We start from the raw sequence: 13,488 nt of genomic DNA, 5'->3' as shown, positions 1-13,488 counted from the left end.
TCTGCCACGAACTCGGCATCCGGTCCGTGTGGATCGACCGGGTCGGCGAGCCGCTGAACCCAGACTGGCCGCCGCACGCCAAGTTGGACGACCTGAAGGGTTTGCCCGACGTGCTGTCGGCGTCTTGAACGGCTTCCGAGCTAGTCTATGGGTTCACAAAGGGTCGCGAACGGGTGCGACGGCGATGTCTGATTCCTTCGGTCATCGACCGGAAGCAGACCGTCGCAAATCCACCCGTCTCAGACATCCCCCGGCCATGCCGATTGCGGTCAGCCTCTCGGTCGGGCGTCGGCTGACGGAGCGCCGGTTCGATCCTGCATGAAGCGTCTGGGCCCATGCAGGATCGCCGCCCCGCCCCTCAATAATGCGCCAGCACCGCCAGCAGCAGCAGGGCGATGATGTTGGTGATCTTGATCGCCGGGTTCACCGCGGGGCCGGCCGTGTCCTTGTAGGGGTCGCCGACCGTGTCGCCGGTCACTGCGGCCTTGTGGGCGTCGGAGCCCTTGCCGCCGTGGTGGCCGTCCTCGATGTACTTCTTGGCGTTGTCCCAGGCGCCGCCGCCCGAGGTCATCGAGACCGCGACGTAGAGGCCCGTGAGGATCACGCCGAGCAGGCTCGCGCCCACCGTGGCGAAGGCCTGGCTCTTGCCCGCGATCAGCTGGATCACGAAGAAGATCACGATCGGCGAGAGCACCGGCAGCAGCGACGGGACGATCATCTCCTTGATCGCCGCCCGGGTCAGCATGTCGACCGCCCGGCCGTAATCCGGCCGGTCGGTGCCCTGCATGATGCCGGGCTTCTCCCGGAACTGGCGCCGGACCTCCTCGACGACCGCAGCCGCCGCCCGGCCGACCGCCGTCATGGCGATGCCGGCGAACAGGAACGGGATCAGGCCGCCGAGCAGCAGCCCCACCACCACGTACGGATTGGACAGGGAGAAATCGACGCTGACGCCCTGGAAGAACCGGTACTGCGTCGGGCTGGCATTGGCGATGAAGTAGTTCAGGTCCGACGTGTAGGCGGCAAACAGCACCAGGGCGCCGAGGCCGGCCGAGCCGATCGCGTAGCCCTTGGTCACCGCCTTGGTGGTGTTGCCGACGGCGTCCAGCGCGTCGGTGGACTTGCGGACATCCGGGGGCAGGCCGGCCATCTCGGCGATGCCGCCGGCATTGTCGGTGACCGGCCCGAAGGCGTCCAGCGCCACGATGAAGCCGGCCAGCGCCAGCATCGCGGTGACCGCGATGGCGATGCCGAACAGGCCGGCCAGCGCATGGGTGCTGATGATGCCGGCCACGATCACGAGGGCCGGAAGCGCGGTCGATTCGAGCGAGATCGCCAGGCCCTGGATCACGTTGGTGCCGTGGCCGGTCACCGAGGCGTCGGCGATCGACTTCACCGGGCGGTAGTTGGTGCCGGTGTAATACTCGGTGATCACCACGATCAGCGCCGTGATGGCGAGCCCGATCACCGCGCAGCCGAACAGGCCGCCCGACGTGAAGGTCACCCCGGTCGAGGTGGTGAACGCCGTCGAGAAGCCGCCCAGCAGGGTCAGGTTGACGATGGCGATCGCCACCACGGACAGCACGCCCGCGGTGATCAGCCCCTTGTACAGGGCGCCCATGATCGACTGGTTGGCCGAGAGCCGCACCGCGTAGGTGCCGGCGATCGAGGTGACGATGCAGGCCGCCCCGATGGCGAGCGGATAGAGCATCATCGGCTCGAGCACCGCCCGGCCGCTGCCGGTGGGGCCGGAGAAGAAGATCGCGGCCAGCACCATGGTCGCCACGATGGTCACCGCGTAAGTCTCGAACAGGTCGGCCGCCATGCCGGCGCAATCGCCGACATTGTCGCCGACGTTGTCGGCGATGGTGGCCGGGTTGCGGGGATCGTCCTCCGGGATCCCGGCCTCGACCTTGCCGACGAGGTCGCCGCCGACATCGGCGCCCTTGGTGAAGATGCCGCCGCCGAGCCGGGCGAAGATCGAGATCAGCGAGGCGCCGAAGCCGAGCGCCACCAGCGCGTCGATCACCTCGCGGCTCGACGGGTCGAGCCCGGCGCCGCGGGTGAGGTAAAGGTAGTAGAAGGCGACCCCCAGGAGCGCGAGGCCGGCGACCAGCATGCCGGTCACCGCCCCGGACTTGAACGCCATGTCGAGGCCGGCGCCCAGCGAGGTCGAGGACGCCTGGGCCGTGCGGACATTGGCCCGCACCGAGACGTTCATGCCGATGAACCCGGCCGCCCCCGACAGGACCGCCCCGATCAGGAAGCCGACCGCGACCTTGATCCCGAGGAACACCGCCAGCAGCACGAACAGCACCAATCCGACCAGGCCGATGGTGAGGTATTGCCGCTTCAGATAGGCCTGCGCGCCCTCCGCGATGGCGGCGGCGATCTCCTGCATGCGCTGGGTGCCGGCATCCCGTCGCATCAGATCGAGGATCGTGACGATGCCGTAGGCGACGGCACAGAGCCCGCCCACGATGATCAAAGCCAAGGGGATCATGCTCTACCGTCCTTGTTCTTATCGTGCCTGGCGGGGGCTTGTGATTCTTGTCGAGCTTGACCGTGTTTCGACGATCATGGGACGTGGCGCTCGATTCGGGGCATTCCTTCCCAAAGGTCAGTCTTGGCGCGACCACCGCCGTCGTGGAGACCGGCTCGGCGACAGTGATGCGTCTCAGCAAAGGATAAGAGTCGGCCCGACCATGGCGTGATCGGCCCGACATGTGTTGCCAAACTTCGCCGGTGAGCGCAAACGCCCGGTTTTACGACGTCGGCGGTGCGGGATGCGAATGCTGCACTGCGCCAAATCCTGGCGAAGCCTCGCTGCGAAGACACGCCGAAGAGACGCGGTCCGGCGGTGCCATTTCTTCGCAGCGTGCGCCCCGTACGGGACCGGATTCTTCGCGGGGACGCGGCGTTTAACCCGCGGTTAACCATAGCCGCTTCTACTTCCAGTTGCATAACCGGATGGGGCTGGACATGAGCAGCGACCAGGTCGCCAAGCTGGCGGCGACGATCGAGGTCTTGACGGGGGCGGTGCACTTTTTGATCGCCGAGCGGGTCGCGGCCCAGCCGGAAGCGGCTCAGGGCGACCTCCTGCACATCCTGCAGCGGGCCTTCTCGACCCCGCCCCGCCCGGAGGAAGCGGTCACCGGCCGCTCCGCGCTGACGCCCGGCGACCTGGCCCTGTGGATGCCGATCGTGGCGGCCGGCATGATGGACGAGGTCCGCCGCCAGATCGGCCGCCAGCCCGAGGGGGTCACCCACATCGTGCTGGGCCGGACCAGCCCGGGCCCAGCTTCAGAAGTGGCTGAACGCCCCAGCCGCGAACACGCGCGCAGCGCCATCGCCCATTTCGAAGCCGGGCGGGCCGTCGCCTGAGGTGACGGTGCCGATGGCGGAGAGCGGGATGCCGGCTTCCGCCGCCTCGGCGCGGAGCACGTCGAGCCGCTCCGGGGCGACGGTGCAGAGGATTTCGTAATCGTCGCCGCCGGTCAGGATCGGCTCGATCAGGCCGGGCTCCGCCGCGCGCGCCCGGGCGGCGGCCTCCGAGAGCGGCACGGTCTCGACCGCGATCCGGGCGCTGCGGCCCCCGCCCAGCATCTTGGCGAGGTCGCCGGCGAGCCCGTCCGACACGTCCATCGCCGCCGAGGCGTGGCGGCGGATCCCATCAGCCAGGGCGAGGCGCGGGCGCGGATGCAGGTAGCGGTCGGCCAGCACCGCCCGCTGCGCCCGGTCGAGGGCGGCGGCCCAGGGCGCTTCCGGCTCCAGGCGCAGCCGCAGGCCGAGGGCCGCGTCGCCGATCGTGCCGCTGACGCAGATCCGGTCGCCGACCCGCGCGGTGCCGCGCCGAACGATGCCGCCGCCCGGCACCTCGCCGAACGCCGTGACCCCGATCAAGGCCGGCCCGCCGGAGCGTACCGTATCGCCGCCGAGCAGCGGGCAGCCCGCCTCGACCGCCGCCGCGCCGAGCCCTTCGGAAAAACCGGCGAGCCACGCTTCGGTCCAATCGTCGGGCAGCGCCAGGGTCAGCAGGAAACCGCGCGGCACCGCCCCCTTGGCGGCGATGTCGGACAGGTTCACCCCGAGCGCCTTGCGGGCGATCGAGGCCGGCGGATCGTCGGGAAAGTAGTGGATCCCGGCCACCACCGCGTCGGCGGTGACCACGAGATCGTGCCCGGGGGTGGGGGTCAGGGTCGCGGCATCGTCCCGGAGCCCGTCCGCCCCCGGTCCCGCCAGCGGGGCGAAGTAGCGGGCGATCAGCCCCTCCTCGGAGGCGCGACCCGGCCCGGCCATAACTCAGGCTTTCTTGGCAGGCGGCTTCCCGGAGCCCGGCTTACCGGGAACCTTGCCGCCGCCCTTGGGCGCGCTCATCTCGCCCGGCCGGACATCCCGGGCGACCCGGTCGAGCACGGCGTTGACGAGGCCCGGCTCGTCGGCGGTGTAGAAGCTGTGGGCCACGTCGACATATTCGGAGATCGCCGCCGGCGCCGGCACGTCGGGCCGGAACATCAGTTCGTAGGCGCCCGCCCGCATGATCGCCCGCAGCACGATCTCGATGCGCCGGAGCGGCCAGCCCTGGGCCAGCGCCTGGTCGAGCTTCTGGTCGATCGCCCGCTGCTCTTCGACCGTGCCGCGCAGCAGGTCGCGGAAGAAGGCGGTCTCGGCCTTGGGATGCAGGATCCCGTCGACCTCCTGGCCGATCCAGAACGCCTCGAACTCGGCGAGCGCGTCGAGGACGCCCTTGCCGGAGATGTCCATCTCATAGAGCGCCTGCACCACGGAGAGGCGCGCGCCGCTGCGCGGGCTGATCGCGCGGGCGGTCTCCTCCTGGGTATCCTGGGCGGCGCCGTCCGGCCTGGTTTCGGTGGTCCCGGTCATGTCGGTTCTCGTTATCGCGGGCGCGCCGCCTCGGCCGCGCGCTTGAGGGCGAGCACTCCCAGCGCCGCCTCGGCCGCGCCGCCGCCCTTGTTCATCTCGGCGACCCGGGCGCGTTCCAGCGCCTGCGCCTCGGTCTCGACGGTGAGGATGCCGTTACCGAGCGGCAGCCGGCGCTGGACCGAGAGATCCATCAGGGCGCGGGCGCTCTCGCCAGCCACGATGTCGTAATGCCCGGTCTCGCCGCGGATCACGCAGCCCAGCGCCACCACGGCATCGTAGTCGTCCGCCAGGATCGCCACCGCGGCGGGAATCTCCAGGGCGCCCGGCACCGTCACCACGGTGGCGTGCGCGGCGAACGCCTCGATCACCGCGAGGGCGCCGGCCAGCAGCTCGTCCGCCAAGGCGTCGTAGTAGCGCGCCTCGACGACGAGGATGCGGGCGCCGGCAAGCGCCGGATCCGCGGGCATCGGCGCCGTGGCGGCGCGGGAATGGGCGACCATGGCTGCGTCCGGTCGGTTTTTCGGGGGTTGGCGCGGGCGCCGCGCTTCGGGCGCCCACGGGATAGGGGACGGTTAGACCGAAGCGGCCGGCGCGACAAGCGGCGCAGGAGCGACGGCGCGGTACCACATCGTGAGAGACGGGTTGGCGGGGCCACTGCGTGGCGCATCCCGCCTTTTCCCGGACAGGTGGAGCGCAGCGGAACCTGATCCGGGACCCAGCACGGAACGCGCCGCGCAGCGGCTCCGAAACTCCGGGCAGACAGATGGCACGCGCCGACCCGAATCCGCCTCTACCGCACCAGCGGCGGCAGCGGCGACGCTCCGGCCTCGGGCAAAGCCGTGCGGCCGACGTTCATGGTCATGGCGAGCAGCGCGTAATAGCCGTTGATGCCGGTGAGATCGATCGCGCCCTGCTCGCCGAACCGTGCCACCAGGTTGGCGTAGGTGGCATCGCTCACCGCACGGTTGTGCTGCAGCTCGGTCGAGAACGCGTAGGCGAGCGTCTCTTCCTCGCTCATCGTGTCGGGACGCCGGCCCTCGGCCAGCGCCTGCGCGGTCTCCGGCGCGACCCCGGCCTTGAGGGCGATCGGGTGGTGGATCTGCCATTCGACCTGCTGATTCCACAGCCGGGCGACGAACAGGATCACGAACTCGCTGATGCGCAGCGGCAGGGAACTGCCGTAGCGCAGGTACAGCCCCATGCGGCTGGCGCATAGCATCAGCTCGGGGCTGCGCAGCAGCGGCACGAACGGCCCGAACACCGGGACCCCGCGCTCGGCCTTGAACGCCTCCGCGGCCTTGGCCTGCGCGTCGGTGAGGGTGTCCGCCGGGATTTCCGGCAGGCGGTCCGTACCCGTCATGGCTTGCCCTTCTCCCGTCCGTACGCGTGCGACGCACTCTGGATTTCCGGCCCTCGTGCGCCTAGACCGGTCAGGCTCACCGGCACGACGAGCGCCCGGGCCGGACGCGATCCGAACACACGCCAGCGAGGCTTACGGCTTTGGCCCTCCCCGTCAACGAACGCCGGCGCATCATGCTGCTCACGGGCGCGAGCCGGGGCATCGGCCACGCCACGGTCAAGCGCTTCTCGGCGGCCGGCTGGCGGGTCATCACCTGCTCGCGCCACGCGTTTCCCGAGAACTGCCCCTGGGAGATGGGTCCCGAGGACCACCTCCAGGTCGACCTCGCGGACGCGCAGGACACGATGCGCGCCATCGAGGAGGTCCGGGGCCGGCTCGACGCCGAGGGAGGCGTGCTGCACGCGCTGGTCAACAATGCCGGCATCTCGCCCAAAGGTCCCGCGGGCGAGCGCCTGGGGGCGCTCGCCACCGAGTTCGACGGCTGGCAGCGGGTGTTCCAGGTCAACGTCTTCGCCACGATCCTGCTGGCCCGCGGCCTGCGCGACGAACTCGCCCGGGCCCGGGGCTCGATCGTCAACGTCACCTCCATCGCGGGCTCCCGGGTCCACCCGTTCGCGGGCGCGGCCTACGGCACCTCCAAGGCGGCGCTCGCCGGCCTGACCCGCGAAATGGCCGCCGATTTCGGGCCCCTCGGGGTGCGGGTGAACGCGATCTCGCCCGGCGAGATCGACACCTCGATCCTGTCGCCTGGCACGGAAAAGCTCGTCGAGCAGATCCCGCAGCGCCGGCTCGGCACCCCGGACGAGGTCGCCAAGGCGATCTACTTCCTGTGCACCGACGCCTCGTCCTACGTGAACGGGGCCGAGTTGCACATCAACGGCGGCCAGCACGTTTGACCCGGCGATGGGGACTGCCGGTCGCGATGCGCGCCCTCTCTCGGCTGGGTTACGGCATTCACAGACCGGCGGCCGATGCGGGCATCGGTCGGGGACACGCGCCTCTCCCTCCCCCCTCTGCGGGGGAGGGTACCCTGCGGAGCAGGGGGGGAGAGGGGCAGCGCGACGATGCAGGGTCTCGCCCCCGTCTCGACTTTTCCGGATACGGCGCTCCCCTCTCCCGACCCGGCCTGACGGCCGGCCCACCCTCCCCCGCAGAGGGGGGAGGGAGAGCGCTCGCCATTGCCGGAGCGGGCCTCCTATCAAGCCGTGGACGACCCGGAACCCGACTCGACAGTCGCCCCGTACCGAGCCGCCGGAGCTTCGCGATCCTCCTCGGCCTGAGCCTGTGCACGCCGCTGGCCTCTGCCTGCGCGGAGGCGCCTGGCGTCCGGATCGTGGACCTGCCCTTCAAGGTGCGGGCGCTGCGCGGGCCGCAGAGCGAGGCCGCGATTTCCGTGGCGACCTCCGGCCTGCTGCCGATCGCCGGCGCGAAATCCGGCCCGTCGGCCGGTGACGAGGAAAGCGCCCCGATCGCATTGGTCTGGGGCGACGACGGCGGCGCCGTGCTCGGCCTCACGGACGGCGCGGTCACGGTCCGGCCGATCGGCCGGGACGCGGTCGAGGGGCTGACCGCCGCCGAGACGCCCCGGGGCGCCCTGCCGGGGTCGCGCCGGGTCCTGGCCGGAGCCTTGAGCGCCTATCTCACCGGCCGCGCCCGGGCTCCCGACGGCGGCGACGCCGCCGCCGTCCTGACGATCCGCGAACGCCAGCCGATGGCGGTCAGCACCGATCCGAAGCCCGTTCCGGTCGCCACCGTCACGGTGCCGGCGGGGGGCGAGGCGGTGTTCGCCCCGCTCCGGCCGCGCCTGCTGCGCCTCGCCGGCCGCCCGGCCCTCCTGGCCGCGACCCTCTCGGGCGCGGAATCGGGTGGCCTCGTGCTGATCGGGCGCCCGGACGGTCAGGCGGCCTGGAGCGTCACGGCGCGCACGCCGCCGCAGCCCGGGCCACCCCTGAAGATCGCCGGCATCGCGGACTTTGCCGGCTCCGGCGGCGTCCAGGCCGCCACGATCAGCGCCCGGGGCCTGCTCCAGCTCTGGAACCTGACCCCGGAGAAGATCGAACCGGCCGGCGAGGCGCCGGGCTACGCGGCGGGCGAGGGCGATGCCGATCTCGCCGTCACGGTCCCGGCCGCCGGTCCCGCCGAGCTCGTTCTGCCGGTGGCGGGCCGCGCCGAGATCGCCCTCGTCCAGGCCAAGGGATCGCTGCACGAGCGCCTGCGCGTCCCGCTGCCCGCGCCGGCCACCACCGGCATCGTGGCGCTGGGCGAGGGCGCCGCACTGCGGCTGCTGGTCGGCCTTGCCGACGGGCGGATCGCCGTCATCGCCCCGGACGGAGGCAAGCCGTGACCGAGGGCACAGCCGATGGCGGCAGCCGCCTGTTCCCGACCCGGCCCTACGTGGGCGCGTCGATCGCGGTGATCCGCGGCGCGCGCGTCCTGCTGGCGGCCCGGGCCAACGAGCCGATGCGCGGCGTCTGGACCCTGCCGGGCGGCCTCGTCGAGGCCGGCGAGGCGCTGGCCGAGGCGGCGCTTCGCGAATTGTCCGAGGAGGTCGGCCTTGAGGCCGAGGTGGTCGGCGTACTCTCGCCCACCGAGATCATCGTCCGAGACGAGGCCGGCCGCGCCCGCCACCATTACGTCGTCCATCCGCACGCCGCCCTGTGGTGCGGCGGCGAGCCCGTGGCAGGCCCGGAGGCCCTCGGGGTCCGCTGGGCGACGCTGGACGAGATCGCCGGCCTCGCGACGACCCCGGGCCTGATCGAGACCCTGCACGAGGCGTTTGCCCGGGTGCGCGGCAAAGAGGCGAGCGCGTGAGGCTTCCGGTCATCCTGTGCCTTGCCGTGGCTCTCGCCGGGCCGGCCCTGGCGCAGCAGCAGCGCGGCACCCGCGCCGCGCCCGCCCCGGCCAAGGAAGCGCCCAAAGAGGCGACGCCGCCCGCGGACGTACCCGCTCCCTATGACCGCGACCTGCTGCGGATGTCCGAGATCATCGGGGCGCTGGCCTTCCTGCGCGGCCTCTGCGCGGCACCCGATGCCGCGGAATGGCCAGCCCGCATGAAGGCGCTGATCGAATCCGAGGGCGTGACCCCTGCCCGCCGCGACCGGCTGGCCGGCGCCTACAATCGCGGCTATCGCGGCTACGCGCTGACCTACCGGGTCTGCACTCCGGCAGCCCACGAGGCGGCGGCCCGCTACGTCGCCGAGGGTGACAGGCTGTCGCATGCCCTGGCCGGGAGATTCGGCGGGTGATGCAGAGGCATCACACCGTTCCTGCATCCCCGAAAAGCATCAACTTCGAGCGCCCGCGTTAACCGATCTGAAATTCTCGGCTGGCCGAGCCGCGGGGAGCCACCTATCATTCGCTGGTCCGCCGGGTCCTGTGCCCGGCGCAGCGGAAGTATCGGGCCCATGCAGCACATCTCTCAGACCGCCCCCATCGAGGTTGAGGTCGACGTCGAAGAGAAGCGCGTCGCGCTGAGTTACGTCTCGGAAGCGTTCGCGGAAGGCTGTCTCGACGGGCTCGACGGTGATTGCATGGCTCAAGCCGCCCTGTTCGCCGCGTTCCAGGAACTGGTGATGACCTACGGCGAGGAGGCCACTGCCCGCTACGCCGAGGGCTTTCCGGAGCGCATCCGCGGCGGCGCCTTCACGACGACCCTCCAGCATTGAGGAGACCGGCGGCGGCAGACGGTTGAGGCGGGCACGCGCAGCACCTACCTCCCGACCACGCGATCCGGGCTGCCGGATCGCCCCCGTCGCGTGAGGATTTCTCTGCCATGCCCGTCGCCCTGTTGCCGGACCGCGCCCTCGTCACCGTCACCGGGCCGGAGGCCGCCGCGCTGCTCCAGGGCGTGCTGACCTGCAACGTCGAGACCCTTGAGGATGCCGAGGCCCGCCTCGGCGCCCTGCTGGCGCCGCAGGGCAAGATCCTGTTCGACTTCCTGATCTCGCGGATCCCGGACGGGTTCCGGCTCGACACGGCCCTCGACCGGGCGGCCGATCTCGCCAAGCGCCTGACGCTCTACCGCCTGCGCGCGCAGGTCGCGATCGCGGTCGACCCGACGGTCGCGGTGGCGGCCTCCTGGGCCGGCGCCTCCCCGGCGGTGGAGACCGGCACGGTCGCCGATACCCGCCACGTCGATCTCGGCGCCCGGCTCTACGCCGCCGAGGGCGCCTTCTCCGCCGATGCCGCGGAGGCGGATTACCATCGCCATCGCATCCAGCTCGCCGTGCCCGAGGGCGGGCGCGACTACGCCTATGGGGACGCGTTCCCCCACGAGGCGATGATGGATCAGCTCGGCGGCGTCGATTTCAGGAAGGGCTGCTACGTGGGCCAGGAGGTGGTCTCGCGGATGCAGCACCGGGGCACCGCCCGCACCCGGATCCTCGCGGCCCGCTACACCGGCGAGGCCCCTCCCCCCGGCACCGAGATCACTGCCGGCGGCAAGGGGCTCGGCACCACCGGCAGCGCCGCGGGCGAGCGCGGCCTCGCCCTGGTCCGCCTCGACCGCCTGGCCGACGCCCTCGCGGCCGGTGCAACTCCGATGGCCGGTGACCGCCCAGTGACCTTCGAGAAACCGGACTACGCAACCTTCGCGATGCCGGAGGCGGCCGGATCGCCGACGGCGTGAGCATGGATCGGGGCGCGGAGCGGCGATGGCGTTCCGCTCCTGTTCTCGCTAAACCGGCGGGATGTCCGAGACCGGCCTGATCGATCATCCCGACGGTTGCCCCCGCTGCTGGTGGGCCGGCCACGACCCGCTCTACGTCGCCTATCACGACACCGAATGGGGCGTGCCCGAGCGGGACGGCCGGGCGCTCTACGAGAAGCTGATCCTCGACGGCTTCCAGGCCGGCCTGTCCTGGATCACGATCCTGCGCCGCCGCGACGGCTTTCGCGACGCGTTCTCCGGCTTCGATCCGGAGGCCATCGCCCGCTACGACGAGGCCGACGTCACCCGGCTGATGGGTGACACCCGCATCATCCGCAACCGCGCCAAGATCCTGGGCACGATCGCCGGCGCCCGGGCCTGGCTGCGGATCGAGGAGACCGGCCCCGGCTTCGCGCCGTTCCTGTGGGATTTCGTGGACGGGCGGCCGATCCAGGGCAGCGCCCGGACCCGGGCCGAGATCCAGACCGAGACGCCGGTCTCCCGGGCGATCGGCAAGGCCCTCAAGGCGGAGGGATTCTCCTTCTGCGGCCCGACCATCGTGCACGCCTTCATGCAGGCGGTCGGGATGGTCAACGACCACCTCGTCGGCTGCCACCGGCACGCGCCCTGCGCCGCACTGGGACAGCCGGCATGAGCGAGACGCACGATCCGGCGCCCCGGGCCTGGCAGCGGATGCTGTCCGGCCGCCGCCTCGACCTCCTCGATCCCGCGCCCCGGGACATCGAGATCGCCGACATCGCCCACGGCCTCGCCCGGGTCGCCCGCTGGAACGGCCAGACCCGGGGGCCGCACGTCTTCTCGGTGGCCCAGCACAGCCTGCTGGTGGAGGCGGTCGGGCGCCACATCACCCCCGGCTGCACCGATCCGGACGGGCTGGAGCTGCTGCTGCACGACGCCCCGGAATATGTCGTCGGCGACATCATCTCGCCGCTCAAGGCCGCGATCGGCGACGCCTATCGCGGAGTCGAGCTACGCCTGCTCGCCGCCGTGCGCCGCCGCTTCGGCCTCGGCGAGCCCGCGCCCGCCCTCGGCCGCCTGGTCAAGCGCGCCGACCGGATCGCCGCCCATATCGAGGCCGTGGAGCTCGCCGGATTCGCCCCGGACGAAGCCGAGTTGTATTTCGGACCCGCCCCGGACCTGCCCGAGCCCGTCCTGGCTTTGGCCGAACCGTGGCCGACCGCCCAGGCCGAGGCGCGGTTCCTCGACCGCTTCCACGCCCTGTGCCGGGCTTGAGATCCGATACCGCCGCCCTCGATCCGTCACGATCCCGCGCCATGGGCCGCCGCATGCCGACCCTTCACGTCTGTCCGCTCTCGCGCCTGCCCGAGACCGTCGCCGCCACCGGCGCGAGCCACGTGCTCACGCTGGTCAATGTCGGCACGCCGCTGGAGCGGCCGGCGCTGATCGATGCGGAGAATCACGCCATCATCGGGGTCAGCGACATCGCCGAACCCCGGGACGGTCACGTTTTGCCGGCTGACGAACACGTGGCCGGCATCCTGGCCTTTACCCGGGCCTGGCCGCGGGAGAAGCCGCTGGTGATCCACTGCTATGCCGGGATCAGCCGCTCCACCGCGGCGGCCTATATTGCGGCCTGCGCGCTGGCACCGGAGCGCGACGAAGGCGCGATCGCCGACGCACTGCGGGCCGCCTCCCCGTCCGCCACTCCCAATCCCCTGTTCGTGGCGATCGCCGACCGAATGCTCGACCGGGACGGCCGCATGATCGCGGCGATCGCCCGGATCGGCCGCGGCGCCGAGGCGTTCGAGGGGACGCCGTTCTGCCTCACCGTGACGTGATCGCCGTTCACCAAACTTCCGGTTGTCGGCGCCGACACCCCTACGCGCGCCCGTTCGAGCGCCGTTCCACAAGGCGCGCGGAGTGTGGCGCAAACGCCGCCGCGTCACGCCAAAACGCTGCCGATCCGACCGGCGCCGCCCTCGCGTGGGTTGTGGCCGCACCGGCTGCCGCCTTAGAACCGACCCAAAGGATGTGTGTGGGATGAACGCGAGCAGACCCGAGGTGGCCCCGGCCGCCGGCGACCTGCCTTTCGAGAAGGCGCTGGAGCAACTCGAGGAGATCGTGCGCAGGCTCGAGCGGGGCGATGTCCCGCTGGATGAGTCGGTGGCGATCTATGAGCGCGGCGAGGTGCTGAAGAAGCACTGCGAAGCGCTGCTGAAGCGGGCCGAGGCGCGGATCCAGCGGATCACCCTCGGTGCCGACGGGCGGCCCGAGGGCGTGGCGCCGCTCGATATATCCTGAGGCTCGGCGGTCAGACCGATCCCGTCCGATAGAGGTTGATGCCGTGGCGATTTCCCCCGAGCTGAGCGCGCTTCTCGACCGTATCCCGGAGCCGGCCGCGCTTCGGCAGCTTCCGGAATCCGAGCTGCAGGCGGTGGCGGACGCGGTGCGGGCCGAGATGATCGACGCCGTCTCGATCACCGGCGGCCATCTCGGCTCCGGCCTCGGCGTGGTCGAGCTCACGGTCGCCCTGCATCACGTGTTCGACACCCCCGACGACCGCATCGTCTGGGATGTCGGCCACCAGTGCTACCCGCACAAGATCCTCACCGGG

At 71.5% G+C, this 13,488-nt stretch carries 17 protein-coding genes; 12 read left to right on the top strand and 5 right to left on the bottom strand.

Annotated features, from left to right (window positions below):
- Positions 1 to 358 precede the first annotated feature (358 nt).
- On the bottom strand, positions 359 to 2,503 hold the full coding sequence (locus MKK67_RS13975; protein WP_243965630.1) for a sodium-translocating pyrophosphatase: 2,145 nt from the start codon (positions 2,501 to 2,503) through the stop codon (positions 359 to 361).
- Between the two features lie 479 nt (positions 2,504 to 2,982).
- Between MKK67_RS13975 and MKK67_RS13970 the strand changes: the two genes are divergently transcribed.
- On the top strand, positions 2,983 to 3,384 hold the full coding sequence (locus MKK67_RS13970; RefSeq protein ID WP_243965629.1) for a hypothetical protein: 402 nt from the start codon (positions 2,983 to 2,985) through the stop codon (positions 3,382 to 3,384).
- On the opposite strand, the gene thiL is transcribed toward MKK67_RS13970, so the two are convergent.
- The 4 genes from thiL to MKK67_RS13950 all read right to left on the bottom strand — a co-directional run bounded on the left by thiL (position 3,304) and on the right by MKK67_RS13950 (position 6,244).
- Positions 3,304 to 4,299: a thiamine-phosphate kinase gene (gene thiL, locus MKK67_RS13965; protein WP_243965628.1), complete on the bottom strand. Its 996-nt coding sequence runs from the start codon at positions 4,297 to 4,299 to the stop codon at positions 3,304 to 3,306. The two genes, MKK67_RS13970 and thiL, sit on opposite strands and share 81 nt — an antisense overlap.
- 3 nt (positions 4,300 to 4,302) lie before the next feature.
- On the bottom strand, positions 4,303 to 4,884 hold the full coding sequence (gene nusB, locus MKK67_RS13960) for a transcription antitermination factor NusB (RefSeq protein ID WP_243965627.1): 582 nt from the start codon (positions 4,882 to 4,884) through the stop codon (positions 4,303 to 4,305).
- A gap of 11 nt (positions 4,885 to 4,895) precedes the next feature.
- Positions 4,896 to 5,384, bottom strand: coding sequence for a 6,7-dimethyl-8-ribityllumazine synthase (gene ribH, locus MKK67_RS13955; RefSeq protein ID WP_243965626.1), 489 nt, complete (start codon positions 5,382 to 5,384; stop codon positions 4,896 to 4,898).
- 290 nt (positions 5,385 to 5,674) lie between these two features.
- Positions 5,675 to 6,244 (bottom strand): carboxymuconolactone decarboxylase family protein, encoded by a 570-nt coding sequence (locus MKK67_RS13950; RefSeq protein WP_243965625.1) that lies wholly within the window; start codon positions 6,242 to 6,244, stop codon positions 5,675 to 5,677.
- A 173-nt stretch (positions 6,245 to 6,417) separates the two neighbouring features.
- On the opposite strand from MKK67_RS13950, the gene MKK67_RS13945 reads away from it, so the two are divergent.
- From MKK67_RS13945 to MKK67_RS13895, 11 genes are all read left to right on the top strand, one after another.
- Positions 6,418 to 7,140 carry an SDR family NAD(P)-dependent oxidoreductase gene (locus tag MKK67_RS13945; protein ID WP_058193267.1) on the top strand — a complete coding sequence of 241 codons (723 nt, stop codon included), beginning with the start codon at positions 6,418 to 6,420 and terminating at the stop codon, positions 7,138 to 7,140.
- Positions 7,141 to 7,577: 437 nt separating this feature from the next.
- Positions 7,578 to 8,588 carry a hypothetical protein gene (locus MKK67_RS13940; protein WP_243965624.1) on the top strand — a complete coding sequence of 337 codons (1,011 nt, stop codon included), beginning with the start codon at positions 7,578 to 7,580 and terminating at the stop codon, positions 8,586 to 8,588.
- Complete coding sequence (locus MKK67_RS13935; protein ID WP_243965623.1) at positions 8,585 to 9,055, top strand: NUDIX hydrolase; 471 nt, start codon at positions 8,585 to 8,587, stop codon at positions 9,053 to 9,055. Before MKK67_RS13940 ends, MKK67_RS13935 begins: the two co-directional genes overlap by 4 nt.
- A complete protein-coding gene (locus MKK67_RS13930; protein ID WP_243965621.1) occupies positions 9,052 to 9,489 on the top strand; it encodes a TIGR02301 family protein in 438 nt (145 codons plus the stop codon). Before MKK67_RS13935 ends, MKK67_RS13930 begins: the two co-directional genes overlap by 4 nt.
- A 159-nt stretch (positions 9,490 to 9,648) precedes the next feature.
- Complete coding sequence (locus MKK67_RS13925; RefSeq protein WP_147856766.1) at positions 9,649 to 9,909, top strand: hypothetical protein; 261 nt, start codon at positions 9,649 to 9,651, stop codon at positions 9,907 to 9,909.
- 107 nt (positions 9,910 to 10,016) lie between these two features.
- Positions 10,017 to 10,871 carry a YgfZ/GcvT domain-containing protein gene (locus MKK67_RS13920; RefSeq protein WP_243965619.1) on the top strand — a complete coding sequence of 285 codons (855 nt, stop codon included), beginning with the start codon at positions 10,017 to 10,019 and terminating at the stop codon, positions 10,869 to 10,871.
- A 61-nt stretch (positions 10,872 to 10,932) separates the two neighbouring features.
- On the top strand, positions 10,933 to 11,547 hold the full coding sequence (locus MKK67_RS13915) for a DNA-3-methyladenine glycosylase I (protein ID WP_243965618.1): 615 nt from the start codon (positions 10,933 to 10,935) through the stop codon (positions 11,545 to 11,547).
- Entirely contained in the window at positions 11,544 to 12,146 is a 603-nt protein-coding gene (locus MKK67_RS13910; protein ID WP_243965617.1) for an HD family hydrolase, read from the top strand. Before MKK67_RS13915 ends, MKK67_RS13910 begins: the two co-directional genes overlap by 4 nt.
- 53 nt (positions 12,147 to 12,199) lie before the next feature.
- A complete protein-coding gene (locus MKK67_RS13905; protein WP_243965632.1) occupies positions 12,200 to 12,712 on the top strand; it encodes a tyrosine phosphatase family protein in 513 nt (170 codons plus the stop codon).
- A gap of 202 nt (positions 12,713 to 12,914) precedes the next feature.
- Positions 12,915 to 13,175 (top strand): exodeoxyribonuclease VII small subunit, encoded by a 261-nt coding sequence (locus MKK67_RS13900; protein WP_058193261.1) that lies wholly within the window; start codon positions 12,915 to 12,917, stop codon positions 13,173 to 13,175.
- A 43-nt stretch (positions 13,176 to 13,218) separates the two neighbouring features.
- Positions 13,219 to 13,488, top strand: a 270-nt coding sequence (locus MKK67_RS13895; protein ID WP_313899021.1) for a 1-deoxy-D-xylulose-5-phosphate synthase N-terminal domain-containing protein, incomplete at its 3' end; no start/stop codon positions are given.

The sequence above is a fragment of the Methylobacterium sp. J-072 genome (assembly GCF_022829425.1).
Taxonomy (GTDB): domain Bacteria; phylum Pseudomonadota; class Alphaproteobacteria; order Rhizobiales; family Beijerinckiaceae; genus Methylobacterium.
The sequence above is the reverse complement of the archived record's forward strand: the minus strand, read 5'-3'. Positions and strand labels throughout refer to the sequence as shown.

What these genes read in the sequence shown, in the direction of transcription:
- MKK67_RS13975 (WP_243965630.1), bottom strand. Translation starts at nt 2,503, where the DNA reads ATGATCCCCTTGGCTTTGATCATCGTGGGCGGGCTCTGTGCCGTCGCC.
- MKK67_RS13970 (WP_243965629.1), top strand. Translation starts at nt 2,983, where the DNA reads ATGAGCAGCGACCAGGTCGCCAAGCTGGCGGCGACGATCGAGGTCTTG.
- thiL (WP_243965628.1), bottom strand. Translation starts at nt 4,299, where the DNA reads ATGGCCGGGCCGGGTCGCGCCTCCGAGGAGGGGCTGATCGCCCGCTAC.
- nusB (WP_243965627.1), bottom strand. Translation starts at nt 4,884, where the DNA reads ATGACCGGGACCACCGAAACCAGGCCGGACGGCGCCGCCCAGGATACC.
- ribH (WP_243965626.1), bottom strand. Translation starts at nt 5,384, where the DNA reads ATGGTCGCCCATTCCCGCGCCGCCACGGCGCCGATGCCCGCGGATCCG.
- MKK67_RS13950 (WP_243965625.1), bottom strand. Translation starts at nt 6,244, where the DNA reads ATGACGGGTACGGACCGCCTGCCGGAAATCCCGGCGGACACCCTCACC.
- MKK67_RS13945 (WP_058193267.1), top strand. Translation starts at nt 6,418, where the DNA reads ATGCTGCTCACGGGCGCGAGCCGGGGCATCGGCCACGCCACGGTCAAG.
- MKK67_RS13925 (WP_147856766.1), top strand. Translation starts at nt 9,649, where the DNA reads ATGCAGCACATCTCTCAGACCGCCCCCATCGAGGTTGAGGTCGACGTC.
- MKK67_RS13920 (WP_243965619.1), top strand. Translation starts at nt 10,017, where the DNA reads ATGCCCGTCGCCCTGTTGCCGGACCGCGCCCTCGTCACCGTCACCGGG.
- MKK67_RS13915 (WP_243965618.1), top strand. Translation starts at nt 10,933, where the DNA reads ATGTCCGAGACCGGCCTGATCGATCATCCCGACGGTTGCCCCCGCTGC.
- MKK67_RS13910 (WP_243965617.1), top strand. Translation starts at nt 11,544, where the DNA reads ATGAGCGAGACGCACGATCCGGCGCCCCGGGCCTGGCAGCGGATGCTG.
- MKK67_RS13905 (WP_243965632.1), top strand. Translation starts at nt 12,200, where the DNA reads ATGCCGACCCTTCACGTCTGTCCGCTCTCGCGCCTGCCCGAGACCGTC.
- MKK67_RS13900 (WP_058193261.1), top strand. Translation starts at nt 12,915, where the DNA reads ATGAACGCGAGCAGACCCGAGGTGGCCCCGGCCGCCGGCGACCTGCCT.